Annotated in this window: 16 protein-coding genes; 7 read left to right on the top strand and 9 right to left on the bottom strand. The window is 40.1% G+C overall.

Annotated elements, in window-relative coordinates:
- Positions 1–5: 5 nt before the first annotated feature.
- A complete protein-coding gene (gene kaiC / locus PQ469_RS11620) occupies positions 6–1,739 on the bottom strand; it encodes a circadian clock protein KaiC (protein ID WP_274213109.1) in 1,734 nt (577 codons plus the stop codon).
- A gap of 346 nt (positions 1,740–2,085) precedes the next feature.
- On the opposite strand from kaiC, the gene PQ469_RS11615 reads away from it, so the two are divergent.
- From PQ469_RS11615 to PQ469_RS11605, 3 genes are all read left to right on the top strand, one after another.
- On the top strand, positions 2,086–4,686 hold the full coding sequence (locus PQ469_RS11615; protein WP_274213108.1) for a PAS domain S-box protein: 2,601 nt from the start codon (positions 2,086–2,088) through the stop codon (positions 4,684–4,686).
- 128 nt (positions 4,687–4,814) lie between these two features.
- Complete coding sequence (locus tag PQ469_RS11610) at positions 4,815–5,285, top strand: ferritin-like domain-containing protein (protein ID WP_177183843.1); 471 nt, start codon at positions 4,815–4,817, stop codon at positions 5,283–5,285.
- A 10-nt stretch (positions 5,286–5,295) separates the two neighbouring features.
- Entirely contained in the window at positions 5,296–5,619 is a 324-nt protein-coding gene (locus tag PQ469_RS11605; RefSeq protein WP_274213107.1) for a hypothetical protein, read from the top strand.
- Here PQ469_RS11605 and PQ469_RS11600 read toward each other — a convergent pair.
- The gene (locus PQ469_RS11600) at positions 5,616–6,005 is read right to left on the bottom strand and encodes a DUF8785 domain-containing protein (protein ID WP_274213106.1); all 390 of its coding nucleotides are present in this window, start codon (positions 6,003–6,005) and stop codon (positions 5,616–5,618) included. The genes PQ469_RS11605 and PQ469_RS11600 overlap by 4 nt on opposite strands.
- 181 nt (positions 6,006–6,186) lie before the next feature.
- Between PQ469_RS11600 and PQ469_RS11595 the strand changes: the two genes are divergently transcribed.
- Positions 6,187–7,668 (top strand): PAS domain-containing sensor histidine kinase, encoded by a 1,482-nt coding sequence (locus PQ469_RS11595; protein ID WP_274213105.1) that lies wholly within the window; start codon positions 6,187–6,189, stop codon positions 7,666–7,668.
- An 11-nt stretch (positions 7,669–7,679) separates the two neighbouring features.
- Here PQ469_RS11595 and PQ469_RS11590 read toward each other — a convergent pair whose 3' ends face one another.
- The 7 genes from PQ469_RS11590 to PQ469_RS11560 all read right to left on the bottom strand — a co-directional run bounded on the left by PQ469_RS11590 (position 7,680) and on the right by PQ469_RS11560 (position 13,682).
- Positions 7,680–8,453 carry a DUF6438 domain-containing protein gene (locus PQ469_RS11590; protein ID WP_274213104.1) on the bottom strand — a complete coding sequence of 258 codons (774 nt, stop codon included), beginning with the start codon at positions 8,451–8,453 and terminating at the stop codon, positions 7,680–7,682.
- Between the two features lie 29 nt (positions 8,454–8,482).
- Positions 8,483–9,115 (bottom strand): HAD family hydrolase, encoded by a 633-nt coding sequence (locus PQ469_RS11585; RefSeq protein WP_090650705.1) that lies wholly within the window; start codon positions 9,113–9,115, stop codon positions 8,483–8,485.
- Positions 9,116–9,314: 199 nt separating this feature from the next.
- On the bottom strand, positions 9,315–9,974 hold the full coding sequence (locus PQ469_RS11580) for an MBL fold metallo-hydrolase (RefSeq protein WP_090651067.1): 660 nt from the start codon (positions 9,972–9,974) through the stop codon (positions 9,315–9,317).
- 316 nt (positions 9,975–10,290) lie between these two features.
- Positions 10,291–11,205: a ribonuclease Z gene (locus PQ469_RS11575; RefSeq protein ID WP_274213103.1), complete on the bottom strand. Its 915-nt coding sequence runs from the start codon at positions 11,203–11,205 to the stop codon at positions 10,291–10,293.
- A gap of 21 nt (positions 11,206–11,226) precedes the next feature.
- Positions 11,227–11,604 (bottom strand): STAS domain-containing protein, encoded by a 378-nt coding sequence (locus tag PQ469_RS11570; protein WP_090650699.1) that lies wholly within the window; start codon positions 11,602–11,604, stop codon positions 11,227–11,229.
- A gap of 52 nt (positions 11,605–11,656) precedes the next feature.
- Positions 11,657–12,601: a phosphoribosylaminoimidazolesuccinocarboxamide synthase gene (locus PQ469_RS11565; protein ID WP_274213102.1), complete on the bottom strand. Its 945-nt coding sequence runs from the start codon at positions 12,599–12,601 to the stop codon at positions 11,657–11,659.
- Positions 12,602–12,722: 121 nt separating this feature from the next.
- On the bottom strand, positions 12,723–13,682 hold the full coding sequence (locus tag PQ469_RS11560) for a PhoH family protein (RefSeq protein WP_090650694.1): 960 nt from the start codon (positions 13,680–13,682) through the stop codon (positions 12,723–12,725).
- A 101-nt stretch (positions 13,683–13,783) separates the two neighbouring features.
- Here PQ469_RS11560 and PQ469_RS11555 point away from each other — a divergent pair, with 101 nt between their 5' ends.
- Genes PQ469_RS11555 through PQ469_RS11545 form a run of 3 tightly spaced genes read left to right on the top strand, consistent with a single transcriptional unit; the run spans position 13,784 to position 16,960 of the window.
- On the top strand, positions 13,784–14,560 hold the full coding sequence (locus tag PQ469_RS11555) for an SAM hydrolase/SAM-dependent halogenase family protein (RefSeq protein WP_090650692.1): 777 nt from the start codon (positions 13,784–13,786) through the stop codon (positions 14,558–14,560).
- Between the two features lie 9 nt (positions 14,561–14,569).
- Entirely contained in the window at positions 14,570–15,097 is a 528-nt protein-coding gene (locus tag PQ469_RS11550) for a hypothetical protein (RefSeq protein WP_274213101.1), read from the top strand.
- 30 nt (positions 15,098–15,127) lie between these two features.
- On the top strand, positions 15,128–16,960 hold the full coding sequence (locus tag PQ469_RS11545; protein WP_274213100.1) for an ABC transporter ATP-binding protein: 1,833 nt from the start codon (positions 15,128–15,130) through the stop codon (positions 16,958–16,960).
- The last annotated feature ends 106 nt before the right edge of the window (positions 16,961–17,066 follow it).

Here is a 17,066-nt window from a genome sequence, read left to right as displayed (position 1 = left end):
GTATTTTAGCTCTTGTTCTTTTCAGCACCAGTTGTCCCTCTGCGCATCCTCGTAATTTCTTCCCGGTTCTTTTCTATTATCTGTTGCTTTAGTTCTTCCTCTAAATAAATTTTATTCAACTCGTCTTCAATTGATTCGTACTCTGCTTTTAGGTTAGTTATTTTTGATTCCAACATCATTCGCTTGCGCATAATCTCCTTGTCTTTACGCGATACAGCAAAATCTCTCAATGCAAGCCCGGTTTTTTCTTTTAGTTTTTCGGCTTCACGTGCCGAGCCGGTAAGTACGCCATCAGGCCCAAGATATACATCTACCAGATCGAGCCCGTTGTCTGTAATAACAAACTCACGCACCTGGTTACTATGTTTCATACCACGCGATTTCATGATGTACATGCCTCTGTTCCGCTCTCCGTTATATTCAATATCACGCACCAATAGCCATGCATCAACAAGCGAGGAAACACCTTCGTCGGTTTGGTCGCTGATTATAGTATTAAGGGTGAGGGCCGTAAACATTACCGTAATTTGTTCTTCCTGCAAAAAATCTATCAGCCTTATCAGCATTGATTTTACTTCACTTACCGAGCCAACAGTGATGAGGTTGGTTATGGGGTCAAGCACAACGGCGGCGGGTTTAAATTTTTTAATAAGTTTATAAATGGCCACCAGGTGCATTTCAAGGCCATACAAAGTAGGCCTGGATGCATAAAATTGCAGCAGGTTATTATCAATGTGTTTTTGCATATCCACATTGATAGATTTCATATTTCTGATAATTTGTTTTGGCGACTCCTCGAACGCGAAGTACAAACATCTTTTACCGCTATTACAGGTTTCGTTGGCAAAGTATGCAGCTATACTGGTTTTTCCTGTGCCGGCTGTGCCTGAAACTAAAACGCTGCTACCTTTGAAAAAACCGCGCCCGCCCAGCATGTTATCAAGAGCCGGAATACCCGAAGAAACTCTTTGCGACGACACATCTTTTCCCAGTTTTAAAGATGTTACCGGTAAAACAGAAATTCCGTCTTCGTCAATTAAAAAAGGATATTCGTTAGTGCCATGTTGTGAACCGCGATACTTGATAACCCGTAGCCTGCGGGTAGAAATCTGGTTGATAACACGATGGTCAAGCAGGATAACGCAATCAGAAACATATTCTTCCAAGCCCTGCCGGGTTAAAGATGGGCCTTCGCCTTTTTCGCCGGTTATTATGGCAGTAACTCCTTTGCCCTTCAAAAACCCAAATAACCTGCGTAGTTCGGCCCGCAGAATAGTTTGGTCGGTTAGGCCCGAAAACAAATTTTCAAGTGTATCTAACACTACCCTTTTAGCACCAATTGCATCTATAGAATAGCCCAATCTTATAAAAAGGCCTTCCAGGTCATATTCGCCTGTTTCTTCAATCTCACTACGATCAATATGAACATGATCAATCTTTACCATGTTATCGGTTTGCAACTTTATAAGGTCAAAACCTAATGAAGCTACGTTCATGGCCAACTCCTCGGCCTTCTCCTCAAACGCCATAAATACACCTGGCTCGCCAAACTCCGTTGCGCCGCGAATGATAAATTCGAGCGACATTAAAGTTTTACCGCAGCCAGCTTCGCCACATATTAAGGTGGGGCGGCCTTTAGGTAGCCCACCGCCAGTTATTTCATCTAAGCCTGTTATACCAGTTTGGCTTTTAGGTAACGTGGGAAAATTCCCCTTTTCTTCTTTTTTTACTATACTCATCGTGAATAGCGTTTTACTTAGTACATTTTATAAACGCACATGTATTTGCAATTTAATTGGTTAATAATGCGATACGGGTATAATTTGTTTTATCTGGGGGAATTTATTTATTAAATTGAAGCGGCTTTTTAGTTTGCTAAATGTAGCGTTAGCCCGTTATCACTTAAATAATTTACATCAATGGCCCGATAATTAATTGTTTATAAAACCAGCTTTATATGGCTAAAAACAACTAACTTACAGATATTTCCAATAACAGCGTATCAAAATTCATTAAAACACATTACTGCTTTTTTAGTTTATTACCAATAAATTAAAAGGCTTTATTACATACTTTTCCAGGTAAATGACCAACACTACAGAACAAAGTTTACTCAATAACGAAAACATCTTTCGCACGTTAATCGAAGAATCGCCAAGTCCGGTTGGTCTTTATGTAGGGCGGGATATGCAGATAAAAATTGCCAATAAAGCCATCATCAAAATATTTGCAAAAGGCAATGATGTTATTGGTAAACCTTATTTTGAATTATTGCCCGAACTAAAAACACAACCGGTTTTTGATATCCTTAACAATGTTTATAATACAGGGGTAGCTTATGAGGCAACAGAAGCGCGTGTTGATATAGTTGTAAATGAGTGTCTTGAAACATTTTACTTTAACTTTGTATTTACGCCAATAAAGAACAGCGATGGCCAGGTTTGGGGAGTTTTAAATACAGCAGCAGATGTTACCGAATTGGTATTAACCCGCCAAAAATTAAAAGAAAGCGAGGAACGTAAACAATTTACTTTACATGCAGCAGAAATAGGCACATGGGATCTTTACCCACCCCAGAAAATTGTGATTTGGGATGATCGCTGCAAAGAGCTATGCGGTTTTTCGGCGGGCGATGAAATAACTTACAACGATATTTTCAGGTACATCCATCCCGAAGACGAATTTCGGGTGAGGGAGGCTGTCCAGAATGCGTACAATCCATCGTCGGATGGCAATTATGATATTACATTCAGAACAATCAATAAGGACGGGAGCCTGAAACATTGGATTCAATGTAAAGGCAAGGCATATTTCGGGTTGAATAACGAGCTTTGGCGTTTTGCCGGTATCATAAGGGACGCTACCCGCGAACAACTATACAGGCAGGAGCAACAAAAGTTGATAGCCCTGGTTGAAAACACTGCTGATACCGTTATACTGGGTAACGCATCTGCCGAGGTTAGTTACCTAAATAAGTCTGGTTTTAATTTATTGGGGATAAATGACACAGCCGATACATTAACACCCGGATTTAATTACTTCCATGAAGATGACAGACAAATTGTAACCGATAAAATATTACCTGCTATACAGGAAAACGGTAAATGGAGTGGCGAAATAAGATACAGGCATTTTAAAACGGGCGAACCGATACCTGTATACGTAAATTCGTTCCGAATTAATGATGATTATTCGGATAACGCCATTGGACTGGCTACTGTTGCCCGCGACCTGAGGCCTGAAAAAAAAGCACATAATGAACAATATAAGTTATTAACGCTTATTGATCACAGTTCTGACTTTGTTAGCCTGTCTGACCTGGACGGCAATGTAAGTTATGTTAATGCGGCCGGGCGTGTTATGTTAGGCATAAAAAGCCAGCACGAACTGGAACGACACAACAGCGAGTATTTAACGAAGTCCGAATTAGCTAAACTGGTTAATAAAGTAAACAAGGGGCTGATGAAAGATGGCAAATGGTCGGGTGAAATTAATTTCAAGCATTTTGAAACCGGCGACGCCATACCTGTTTATGGAACAACAATGCTGGTGTATGATTCGGTTACTGGTAAACCACAAGGCCGCGCTACAATAGCACGTGATATGCGCCGGGAAATTGCCGACAGACAGGAACTAAACGACCAGATTAAGCAGTTTGAGTTTGTTACCGATTTTATGCCCGTACAATTATGGACAGCGACTACAGATGGTAACATAGATTATGTAAACCAACGTGCAACAGATTATTTTGGAACAAGCCAGGAGCAGATAATTGGCACAGCATGGTTAAACATGGTACATCCCGAAGATGCTGATGGATGTGTTGCAGCATGGACATCATCGATAAAAACCGGAGATATATACCAATATGAGTTTAGGCTGCTCGATAAAAACCGGGTTTATAAATGGCACCTTGCCCAGGCATTTCCTTTTGTTAACGACGGGAAGATTGTTAAATGGTTTGGTACCAATACCGATATAGACGAGCAAAAACAGTTGCAGCGTCAAAAAGATGATTTTTTAGGCATCGCCAGTCATGAGTTGAAAACGCCGGTAACCAGTATAAAAGCCTATGCGCAGGTACTTGGTGCCATGCTTACCCGGGAAGGAGAAACTAAAAAGGCCGAAATGGTAAACAGAATGGACGCCCAGGTAAACCGGCTTACTAATTTAATTGGCGATTTGTTAGATGTTACGAAAATAAACTCGGGCAGGTTACAATTTAACAAAGTGTGGTTTGATTTTAACCAGGTAATTAAAGAAACCATAGATGATTTGCAGCATACCACGCAAAAACATAAGTTGGTGGCTGATTTCACCGAAACCGGCCAGATTTATTCGGATAAAGACCGCATAAGCCAGGTAATTACCAACCTGATAACTAATGCAATAAAATACTCGCCACATACTGATCAGATAATTGTGAGCACCCGATTAAAAAATAAAGAAGCCATTGCTTGTGTGCAGGACTTTGGCATTGGCATTCCTGATGATAAAAAAGATAGAGTATTTGAACAATTTTATAGGGTTAGTGGCGACAAGCAACATACTTTCCCGGGTTTGGGTTTGGGGTTATACATATCGTCGGAAATAATTAAACGTGAAGGTGGCAGAATGTGGGTAAACAGTGTGGAAGGAAAAGGATCTACTTTTTGCTTTGCTTTACCTGCAGAGGGGAAGGAGTAACAAGTTTTAATTTTCCGTTAATTATATCTCTCTATCCAAAAATCCGAATACCTGATTTCAGTTACTTAACACATCCGCAAAACATTAACTCCCATAGTATGTTGTGTTTATATTATATAAATAAAGCCATGGGAGTATTACAGCATATCCAACACCAGATCTCGGCACTTAACGATCTGATCAAAATAAATAACGACCGTATAGCAGGTTATCAAAAGGCCCTTGAAGATTCAACAGAAAGTGACCTGGTTTTGCTATTTAATGAATATGTTGATCAAAGTAAAAATAACGTCAGCGAGTTAAAAGAATATATCCTGTTTTTAGGTGGCCACCCAACCGACGGCACTACATTATCGGGCAAATTTTATCACACCTGGGTTAACCTGAAAGCCGTACTTATCAATAAAGACAGGCAGGGCATACTGGCCGATTGTGAGTATGGAGAAGATGTGATCATCAAAGCATACAGGAAAGCACAGGACGATAAAGAGCTTATTTGGGAAGATGATAAGGTTGTAAACCTTTTAGCATGGCAATTGGAGGGGTTCAAAACATCGCATGAAACTGTTAAGACATTACGCGAAGCTGTAAATATTTAATTGTATTACCATGAATAGCGCCGATCATTCATTCTTTGATGACTACAAACCATTACACGTGCCGCATGAATATTCGCCCTCGGCTTGCGTGCAAAATAATGTTGTATTTGCACTTGCCCAGTTAGGTGAAGCAACAGCGGGCGAAGTTGCAGCAAAACTAAGCCTGCTTGAACCGGGCACTAACCCCGGCACCCACCAAAAAAATGCCGACGATATACTTAACTACCTGTTTGATAAAGGCTTGATAAAAGCCAACAATATTGGCGGTCAACTGGCCTTTAATTTAAGTAAGATTACAGAACCTAACTCCGGTAAAGCCGATAGTCTTTTTTAAGGATTAACCGGGTTTATTGGTTTAGCCGAAATTATACTATCAACAACAAATACACTAACCCCTCTCCAAGGCAATGTGTGCAGGTATTCTTTATAATGTAATTCCAGGTACGAACCGGCATTGTTGTTTAACTGCTGAGCCACTTTTTCATTTGTTACCGAAAACATAAACTCATTTGAAGCAATATTGCCTTGCGTTTGTGTACGTATACCATTCTGTATCAGCCTGCCCTCATAAGTTTTAAAAATATAACCCTTTTTTACAAAATAATTCATAGTACCTGCTTTAGCGCCCTCACCAAAAACAAAGTAAAACCGGTAGTAAAAAAAGCCCGCAAGTAATAATAATACAATTGATAAAAGAATTAGCCTGGTTTTGGTTTTCATAGATGGTATTTTTAATTATCTAAAGCTACAAAAAGTTGGTGCCAAGCAGAACGATAATTCAAATAAAAAGAACATATGATTTGCAATTAGTTTCCTAAAGGTTAAATAAAAAATATTATTAATAATTACCCATATTAAGTTTAAACCCTAACTTTATCTAAGTTTACCTAAAATAATAAAAATGCCCTCCGAACTATCGCCTGTTTTGCCAGATGAGATTTTCAAAATTATATTTGAAAAATCGCCGGGCTCACTGTTGGTAAAGGCCGATGCACCACATTTTACCATTATGGCTGCAAACGAGGCGTACCTTAACATAACAAATGCTACCCGTGAAATAATTATCGGCAAAGGTTTTTTCCAGGTTTTTCCTGATGATGATGATGACCCATCTGATGAAAGCGGCGCCCGTAAAACATTTACTAAAGTAGTGCAAACAGGCCTCAAAATTGATATACCCACCTACCGTTACGATACCCGCGACCCCGAAACCGGGGATTATAAGATCAGGTATTGGTCATGCAGTAATGTTCCGTTTAATGGGCCTGATGGTAAGGTTGCTTATATTTTAAATACAATTGCCGAAATAACAGGTGAGGTAAATGCAAAAGAAGCCGCTATCGAAAGCGAAAACAGGTTACGCCTTGCCGCCGAAGCTACCGGTTTTGCGACATTTGACTGGGACTTTAAAGACGAAGTACGGTTATGTTCGCCACAATTAGCCGAGTTGTTTGGCCATCCTGCAGACAGCAGGCTATCATCAGTAGATGTATTTCAAAAACAGGTATTACCCGAAGATCAGCAGGTAATTGCGGATGCATATCAAGAAGCAAAAAAAAGTGGCATTTATGCATACGATGTACGGGTTGTTTGGCCGGATAATAGCATCCACTGGCTGAGTATCAAAGGTAAACTTGTTATTGACGAGCGACAAAAACCAATCAGGATGCTGGGTACTGTGATTGACGTAACCGAAATTAAACGGGATGAAATCAGGAAAAACGATTTTATAGCCATGGCCAGCCATGAGTTAAAAACCCCGCTAACTTCAATTAAATCATATATTCAGATACTATCAAAAAAACTGGCTTCAGATAATGATGCTTTTATTAACAATGTGTTAAGCAAAGCCAATAACCAGGTTAACAAAATGACCGACTTGATTCATGGCTTTCTTGACCTCTCTAAACTGGAATCAGGAAAGCTGCAACTAAAGCCCGAATTGTTCGATATCAATAAACTTATAGAAGATTGCATTTCTGAATTACTGCAATCCACCTATAGCCATATCGTTATTTTTAACAACCCAGGCAACTTAAACGTTACCGGCGACAGGGAAAAACTTGGGCAGGTTATCGGTAATTTTCTAAGCAACGCTGTAAAATATTCGGCCAAAGAGACGAAAATCATTGTCAAATGCATTAACAACGACGGATATGTTGTTGTATCCGTTACCGATGAAGGGGTGGGTATTAAGCTAAAAGATCATAAGAAGGTGTTTTATCGTTTTTACCGGGTAGACAATGAAAAAATCAAAAACGTTTCGGGTTTTGGCATTGGTCTTTACCTATCCACCGAGATTATACAATGTCATAAAGGCAAAGTATGGGTTGAAAGCACAGAAGGTGTAGGCTCAACCTTTTATTTTAGCATCCCAGCATAACACCTGCACAGTTATTTTACCGGTGTTAATTTTACTTTTTTATAGGATGATAACATAAATTCCACCAGGCCGGTCATGTTTAATGGTGGTTGATTTGTAGTTATACTCAGCTTTTTTTTATTATTTTCAAAATCAAACTCAAAATAATAATTAGGCATATCAATAACCTGGTCTTGCTGTCGCCAGTTGTACATTTTTTTAAGTTCGCTATGTTTAAGCCAATAGTTTAGTGTATCAAGTTGTGGTTTTGATAATTTCCCTGTAAACTCACCTTTAAAAGGATCGGCGTACTCCCCTCCTCTTAAATGATAATCGCCGTCGGCCCCAATTAATATTTCAAGTTGCGGACAATCTCCATGACAGCTGGAAGATAAAAAACGCACAGCAGATAGTTTAATATCCTTATCATAGCTATTTTTTAAATTTGTAAATTCATAAGTGTCGGGGCCAGCAAGTTTAATGGCATTTGAATCTACAGCTTTAATGTAAAGGCGGTTTTTGGTAAGGTCCCTGATCAAAAATTTAAAGTTAATTTTATGTTTAACCTTAAAATTATCGACGCTTGAAGTGTAAATATCCATCATGATCAAAGTATCCTTCACAATGGAATAATGACTTTTGAATTTATCATTTCCAATAAAATTGAAATTAACACGACCGTTCTCGAAATATAAGTGTCCGAGGTCTTTATTAATCCACCGGATAGAATCCAATTGTACTTTTTGGGCGTGCAATTCGCCAAAAACAATAATAAATGCAAATAACAAAAACCCGTGTTTTACCATTTAATTATATTTATGGAATATGGCTTTGCTTACAAACCCATATAATAGGATGTTAACGATGGAAAGTCATTAAACTTGTGTTCATAATCCTCTGTTTTTCCAAATCCGTAACTCACAAATATAAAAGGTATGCCTGCTATGCGTGTCTGCTCCGCGTCACCTTGTGTATCGCCCACATATACCGGGGCTTTAAGCCCATGTTTATCTATCAACAGATGCATGTTGTAATGCTTGGGCATACTGTTTTCCCCATATGCTATATAATCGGTAACATAATCGCCAATGTTTGCCCACGATATAAATAACGGGATAATACCGACCGCACAATTACTCAGGACAAAAATTTTATATTTTGTTGCCAATAGTTTTATCCCTTCGATAACGCCTTCGTACATATTACCACCGCTTTGCGGTAATATTTGCCTCCGGGTTTCATTTACATCCATGTAAATTCCCTGGGCTATATCGTCGTCAAGTTCGGGCAATAAAGCCCTGGTTAGTTTTTTACCCTCCATTCCGATAAGGCCCAATAACTCAGTGCGGTTTATTATCCTGTTTATATCAAGTTTTTCAAAAGTTAGATTCCATGAATTGGTGTACGTGTCAACAGCGTCCCAAAGGGTTCCATCCATGTCAAAAATAAGGCTATCGGGCTTCTGCATACAAATTATCCGGCTTTTTTGCTAAGATGTAAAATTAAGCTTAGGTATAAAAACGAAGTTCATACTTTCTTCATTATTAATCTACACTTTTGAAATGTGATAAGGTTAATGTGGGCCAGCTTAGCAGGAGGTTGGTTCCATAGAGGTCTCCGCCGTAACAAGCGGGGACTTTTTTGTTTTACAACTAAATTTTTGACAATCAAATAGTTATACTATCTCCAACTTTGTAAACCTCGTGAAACTTAATACCGAGCTTATCAAAGTGTTTTACATAAGCCGCGTAGCGTTGTTTTATGAAAAACTCTTTAGCATAACCATCATGAACCGGCAGGATTTGCTTCGGTAGTAACTTATCTGCAAAGCCCGAAATCCGTATTTCATTGGCAAACGGCGCCATGGTAACCATTAACAATAATTCAATTCCTTTATATTCAAGTAACTTATCTTCCATCGAATCAACCGGGTGTAGTACCTGGTCATTGATGATGAATCCCGTCATCTGTGGCAATGGATTATCCATAATTGGTTCATGCATAACCGGGATGGCTTTCAAAATAAACGGCCCAAAATTTGCCGTACCCTCTTCAAATAAAGTATATATAATCCCGGCCTTGTCCAATTCTTTGCCTATCTGGCTATTGGTTATCACGATAGCCCCGCTTAAATCGAGGATGCTCTTTAAAATTTGAAGTTCGTAATGGTCGGGGTGAATGTGCGTTATAACGATGGCTTTTACATCAGCAAACATTTGCGCAGTAACCTCGCCTTCTGCAAACGAAAATTTACCAGGGTCAAATAATAGCTTATACTCATCCAACTCAAATACAAGGCAGGAATGTAGGTATTTAGTGATTTTCATAGTAGTATTATAGTTCTGCACGATTTGACTATCGTGTTTAAATTTTAACAACACCTGTTATATAAAGTTTTGAGCGATGATACCATCGAATTACCGGACATCTACCCATAGGATAATCCTAAAAAAGGAACTGGCATGTTGGCTTTAAGGCCCAACCACGACGATGTCGGGGAACGACGCAATCTCCAATATGCTAAATCGTGAAATGTTTAATAATTATATCAACGAAGTACTTCGTTCCCGGCAACAACCTGTATAAATCAATATATTCCAGCGTAATCACACAAAAGCCACCAATCGTGTCCATTATTACAACTTATTCTATATAAAAAGTGCGCCCTTCAACGGCGAGTTCAGTTGCGGGGAATATGCTTTTAGCTTCATCCAGCAACTCAGTCAAGGTTTTGTAACGCGCCGAAAAATGGCCGATCAGCAATCTTTTCGCGTTTGTTTTTAGCGCTACGGCGGCGGCCTGCAGCGCTGTTGTATGGAAAGTATCATTAGCCCTATCCAGCATCTCATTTAAAAATGTGGCTTCGTGATAAAGCAGCGTAGCGTTGGCTATTTGTTCAAAATACTGTTCACCGTAAAGCGTATCAGAGCAGTAGGCGTATGATTTGGGTTGATCCGAATCGATGGTCAGATCGTCATTTTTGTATACCTGTCCGTTTGGTGCGGTATAATCGGCTCCTTTTTTTAATGCGGTAAAGTAAGGCACCGGGATTTGCAAATACTCAATTACCTCCTTACGAAGTTTGCGCAGGCGCTTTTTTTCGCGAAAGATAAATCCTGTAGTATCAATCCTATGGTTGAGGGGGATTGTTTCTACAATGATGTCATTGTTGCTTACGATTACTTCGGGGTGTTGGGTATGGGTTTGTTTAAATTCTAAAGGGAAATGCAGGGTAGTTTCTGAATATTTTAGCTGCAGATCAATAATCTCCATTAAATGCGGTGGCCCAAAAAGATAAAGTGTTTTTTTACGCCCGTTAAGGTGCATTGACGATAGCAGGCCAACAAGGCCCAGGTAATGATCACCATGCAGGTGACTGATAAAAATATAATCTATCCTGCTGGCTTTGATGTCAAAACGCAGCATTTGCTGCTGGGTACCCTCGCCGCAGTCAATTAAGTACAAGTGCTCGTTGATATTGAGCACTTGTGCTGTAGGATTTCTGTTAAAAATGGGTGTTGCCGAACTGCTTCCAAGTATTGTTACCTCAAATTTCATAATGGGATAACAATGTACAGATTATCTTGATTCTTTTTTCAATTCTTTCTCGATCTCTTCCATAAAAATAAGATCGACACCTTCTTCGGCGGTTGGTACAACTGTAAGTACGTTATCCAGTTGCGAAATAGTAATTAAACGCGCCACAGCATCGTTCAATCCGCACAATATAAATACCCCCGATGCGTTTTTGCACAAACGGTGACCAACCAACAAGCTGCTTAAACCGGATGAATCGGCAAATTTCACTTGTGAAAGGTCAAGAATGATGTTTCTTTGTCCTTCCGTATTGATCAATATCAGTTCAGATTTTAATTGAGGCGTTACTAACGAATTCAATTTTGATTCGTTAAGCTTCACTAAAATGTATTTCTCGTGTTTATCGACAGCAAATTTCATTCTTATAAAAATTAATAAGCTAAGATATGATTAATTTATGTGTAATTAAAAATTACATAATACTAAGCGCATTCTTTATAGCGGTTTCAACCCTGTTTAACACACTTTCTGTATCCGATTTCACAAACGTTTCACCTATGATCTTTTCATAAAGTTCGATATAACGTTCAGATATCGACGCTACAATCTCTTCGGTCATTACCGGAACAACCTGGCCTTCCTTACCCTGAAAACCGTTTTCAATCAGCCATTTGCGTACAAACTCTTTCGAGAGCTGTTTTTGCGGTTCGCCTTTTTGCTGGCGTTCCTCATAACCTTCCTTATAAAAATATCTTGAAGAGTCGGGGGTATGGATTTCATCTATTAAATAAATAACGCCATCAACCTTACCAAACTCATATTTGGTATCAACCAATATTAAGCCTTGTTTGGCAGCAATTTCGGTACCGCGTTTAAACAACGCTTTGGTATAGGCCTCCAGTTGGGCATAATCTTCGGCAGATACAATACCCTTGGCCAGTATATCCGCTTTTGAAATATCTTCATCATGCCCTACCGATGCTTTGGTAGTAGGTGTAATTATTGGCTCGGGCAGGATATCGTTTTCCTTTAACCCTTCAGGCAGCGCTTCACCGCAAACCTGCCTGCGGCCTGCCGCGTATTCACGGGCAGCATGGCCAGCCAAATATCCCCGTATCACCATCTCCACTTTAAAAGGCTCACAAATGCGGCCGATGGTAACACTTGGGTCGGGCACAGATATCACCCAATTGGGTACAATATCGCTGGTAGCCTTCAAAAAACGGGCCGCTATTTGGTTAAGCACCTGCCCCTTGTAAGGGATAGCCTCGGGTAATACCACATCAAAGGCCGAGATCCTGTCGGATACTACCATGGCCAGGTACTTATTATCTATCGTATATACATCACGTACCTTTCCCTTATAAAAGCCAGTTTGGCCCGGAAAGTTAAAATGTGTTTCTTTTATTGCATTCATAATTTTAGTATCAAGTAGTAAGTATCAAGTAGCAAGTATTTTGCCCGATTTAAAAGACAGAACAAGTATCAAATATGCAATGCATCTTGATACTTGATACTAACTACTTGATACTACCTTCTTACTGTATATCCCCGTAAGCTGCCAAAATTTTGCGTACCAGTTTATGGCGTACAACGTCTTCGCCGCTTAAGTATACTATTTCTATTCCTTTTATATCTGTTAATATGCGCAGGGCGGTGTGCAGGCCCGATTGCTGCTTTTTGGGCAAATCTATCTGCGTTACGTCACCGGTAACAATAAATTTGGCCGATGGCCCCATACGCGTCAGGAACATCTTTAATTGCATATCGGTAGCATTCTGCGCCTCGTCCAATATCACAAAGCAATTATCCAGCGTACGGCCACGCATAAATGCCAATGGTGCAATCTCGATGGTACGGTTTTCCAGGTAAAATTTCAATTTCTCTGCCGGGATCATGTCATCAAGCGCATCATACAACGGCCTCAGGTATGGGTCGATTTTTTCTTTTAAATCGCCAGGTAAAAAGCCAAGGTTCTCTCCTGCTTCAACAGCCGGGCGGGTTAAAATAATGCGTTTAATTTCTTTGTTCTTTAAAGCACGTACGGCCAATGCAACCGCGGTGTAGGTTTTCCCGGTACCTGCAGGGCCAATAGCAAACAAAATGTCGCTTTGGTTTATGCTGTCAACCATTTTGCGCTGGTTAGCGGTGCGGGCTTTCACCATTACCCCATTCGGACCGAAAACGATAACTTCGCCACTGGCAAATTTATCAGTTACAGGTTCCGACGAAGAATTTGAAGATACCTTTGATCCTAAAATACGTTCAAGATCGGTAATGTTCAGGTTCTCGAATTTCTCGACGTGACTAAGCAGGTGCGAGAATTTTTCCTGGAAAACATTGAGTTCGTGATCATCACCCAAAACTTTTACTTCGCTGCCCCGTGCAACAATTTTAAGCTTGGGATATTGTTTCTTAATGATCTCAAAATGATCATTATTTGGCCCCCACAATACGGCTGGATTTACGTTTTCAATTGATAGCTTAAGTTCGTTCAATACTAATTGATTTTTTAGTTACGGATTTTTATGAATTAAAAATTGAATATTTGTAGCTTCAAATGCTATTACAAGATTAGCAATAAATATTTATAAAATTAATGGCAATAATAACATTAACTACTGATTTGGGCGATAAGGACATTTACCAGGCTGCGCTTAAGGGTAGCATCTACAAATTGTTGCCCACAGTTAATATAGTTGATATTACCAACAGCGTGGCCGCCTTTAATGTGCAGCAGGCCGCTTTTATATTAAAGAACAGTTTTTATTACTTCCCCGAAGATACAGTACACCTTATAGGCATTGATACTGTTTACAGCGATCATACCAAATACCTGGCGGTAAGGTACAAAAAACATTATTTTGTGGGTGCCGATAACGGAATTTTTTCATTGATGTTTGATACCGACCCGGAAGAAATTGTGGAAATAAACATTATGCAGGATTTAAAGTTCCTGCATTTTCCGCTGGCAGATATCTTTGTTAAAGCTGCCTGCCACCTGGCCAAAGGCGGCAAACTGAGCGAAATTGGACTGCCGGTGCATGACATTGAAAACAAAATGAACCTACAGCCTGTTATCGAAAAAAACCTGATCAAAGGTGTGGTGATTTATATCGATTCGTTTCAAAATGTGATAACCAACATTACCAAGGAATTTTTTAACAGCGTGCAGCAGGGCCGTAAATTTGTACTTAATTTTAAACGCAACGAAACTATCAATCATTTAAGCTGGCACTATAACGAGGTGCCCATTGGCGAAAAACTTTGCCTGTTTGGCATCAGCGACCACCTGGAGATTGCCATTAATAAAGGTAACGCCAGTGGCTTATTAGGTTTAAACCTTAACGATAAGGTGATTATCGAATTTCAGTAAATTTAACCTATGAAAAAACTGTTACTATTTGGATTGCTCTGTTTTTTTGCCCTGGGTGATGTGTTGGCCCAATCGCAGGCTAACTCCGATTCTGTAGCCTATCAGCTTCAGCGAAAAAAAATTAACACGATGCTGGCAGCGCGTAAAGCCAAATTTGGCCAGTACGATCAAAGTTTAAGCCAACATACCGGCATTTTTGGTTTGCAAACAAAAAATGATATCCGCAGATCAAACAGTATCCTGATGGACATAGCCCGCACTGACGATGCCATTTTTAAAGAACTGAAAATACTATTTGAATACAGCGCATTCCAACAAAGGCAAATTCAAAGTCACAGCAAAGAGGCCGAGACAATAAACCATAATTTCCTGCTTACTATAAGCAAGTTAAGGCAACAGAACGCGCTGCTAAAAGCCGAGGTTGCTAAAAACAAAGAGCAAACAAACAGTTCAAGGCCCATTTATATTACGGTAATTGTGCTCATGCTTGCGTCAATTTTGTATTTGCTTTACCAAAAAAACAAACGGAAGGTGTAATTTCGCGCCGGTAACTACTTAAAACTATAAATGGCACGAGGAAGACTGAACAGTGGCGCTAAAGCAGAAGCCGAACTACCCAAAGCAAAAATCAACAGGCAGAGCATCCAAAATATTCGTAAACTGCTCACTTATATTAAACCATACCGGGGGAAATTTATAGCGGGAATATTGTTCCTATTCATCTCCAGTCTGGTAGGCCTTGCTTTCCCGGCAATACTGGGAGCTTTAATAGATGCGGCGCAAGGTAAATATAAATACCCCTACTTACCACATAGTTTAAACGCCATAGCGATAGCCGGATTCATTATACTGTTCGGCCAGGCGTTCATATCATTTTTTAGGGTGGTGTGGTTTGTGCAGGTTGCAGAGCGTTCCTTGGCCGATATACGCAGGGATACTTATTTTAAGCTGATAACGCTGCCTATGAATTTTTTTGCCAACCGGCGCGTTGGTGAATTAAATAGCCGCATTTCTGCCGATCTTTCGCAAATTCAGGATACGTTGACAACCACTATCGCCGAGATTATCAGGCAATTGGTAATTATGGTGGGGAGCGTTATTTTATTAGCTATAGTATCTATCAAGTTAACACTTGCCTTATTGGCAATACTGCCTTTTCTTGTGACTTTTGCCGTTTTTTTTGGCAAGTTCATTCGCAAACTTTCACGCCAGGCGCAGGATAAGTTAGCGGAGTCAAATACAATTGTTGAAGAAACTTTGCAGGGGATAGCTAATGTTAAAGCATTTGTAAATGAGGCTTACGAAGCTACCCGGTATGATAAAATTTTACGTAACGTAGTTGATATCGCCGTTAAAGGGGCCAAATTTCGCGGCATTTTTGCGTCATTCATCGTGTTTTGCTTATTCGGGACTTTTGTCGGAGTAATTTGGTATGGGTCGGTATTGGTTAGCCATGGCGAGATCCTTGTGGGCGATTTAACTACGTTTATCATGTATTCCATATTTGTGGGCGCCGCCATGGGCAGTTTCCCCGACTTGTATGCCAACCTGCAAAAAGCAGTTGGCGCAAGCGAGCGTGTGTTAGAGATATTGGCCGAAAAAGGCGAAGACATTTCGATGGTAGAAAGCAATAACAAAATAGACCAACCTATTAAAGGCGACTTGTCATTTGATAATGTGGTATTTGCCTACCCATCCCGGTCTGAGCTAACTATCCTGAAAGGCATTTCCTTTGATGCTGCAGCCGGGCAAAAAGTGGCCATTGTTGGGCCAAGCGGCTCGGGTAAATCTACAATGGCATCGTTAATACTGCAATTTTATCACCCTCAAAGTGGTACTATTTTATTTGATGGCCGCTCGGCTGACGAATACTCAATAACCGATATCCGTAACCAGGTGGCCATAGTACCGCAGGATGTGTTGCTTTTCGGCGGATCGATATTAGAGAATATTGCTTATGGCCGCTTGAATGCATCAAAAGAAGATATTATACAAGCAGCCAAACGGGCAAACGCGCACCAGTTTATACTATCGTTCCCCGAGGGGTATGAAACCATTGTTGGCGAGCGTGGGGTAAAACTTTCAGGCGGGCAGCGCCAGCGCATTGCCATAGCAAGGGCATTGCTTAAAAATCCATCCATTTTGATATTGGATGAGGCAACCTCATCCTTAGATTCTGAATCGGAACGCCTGGTACAGGAAGCTTTGGAAGAGTTAATGAAAGATCGTACGTCTATCATTATCGCCCACCGTTTATCAACTATTCGTGAAGCTGATAAGATCATCGTTCTGGAAAAAGGCGAGATTATCGAAAGTGGCAGTCACCAGGAACTCATTGGCAACGAACAAGGGCTGTATCGTTATTTAAGCCAGCTACAGTTTGAAACACAAACCAGTTAATCCATCGTCGATAGTCCATAAACCATTGACCGTAGCGATTATTTTAATATATTACCACTGCAAAAGATTTGCAGAGACTATGGTCTATCGTCCATGGTCCATCGAC

This window comes from Mucilaginibacter sp. KACC 22773 (genome assembly GCF_028736215.1).
Lineage (GTDB): Bacteria > Bacteroidota > Bacteroidia > Sphingobacteriales > Sphingobacteriaceae > Mucilaginibacter.
Note: the sequence above shows the minus strand (reverse complement) of the source record. Positions and strands in the feature narration are given on the sequence as shown.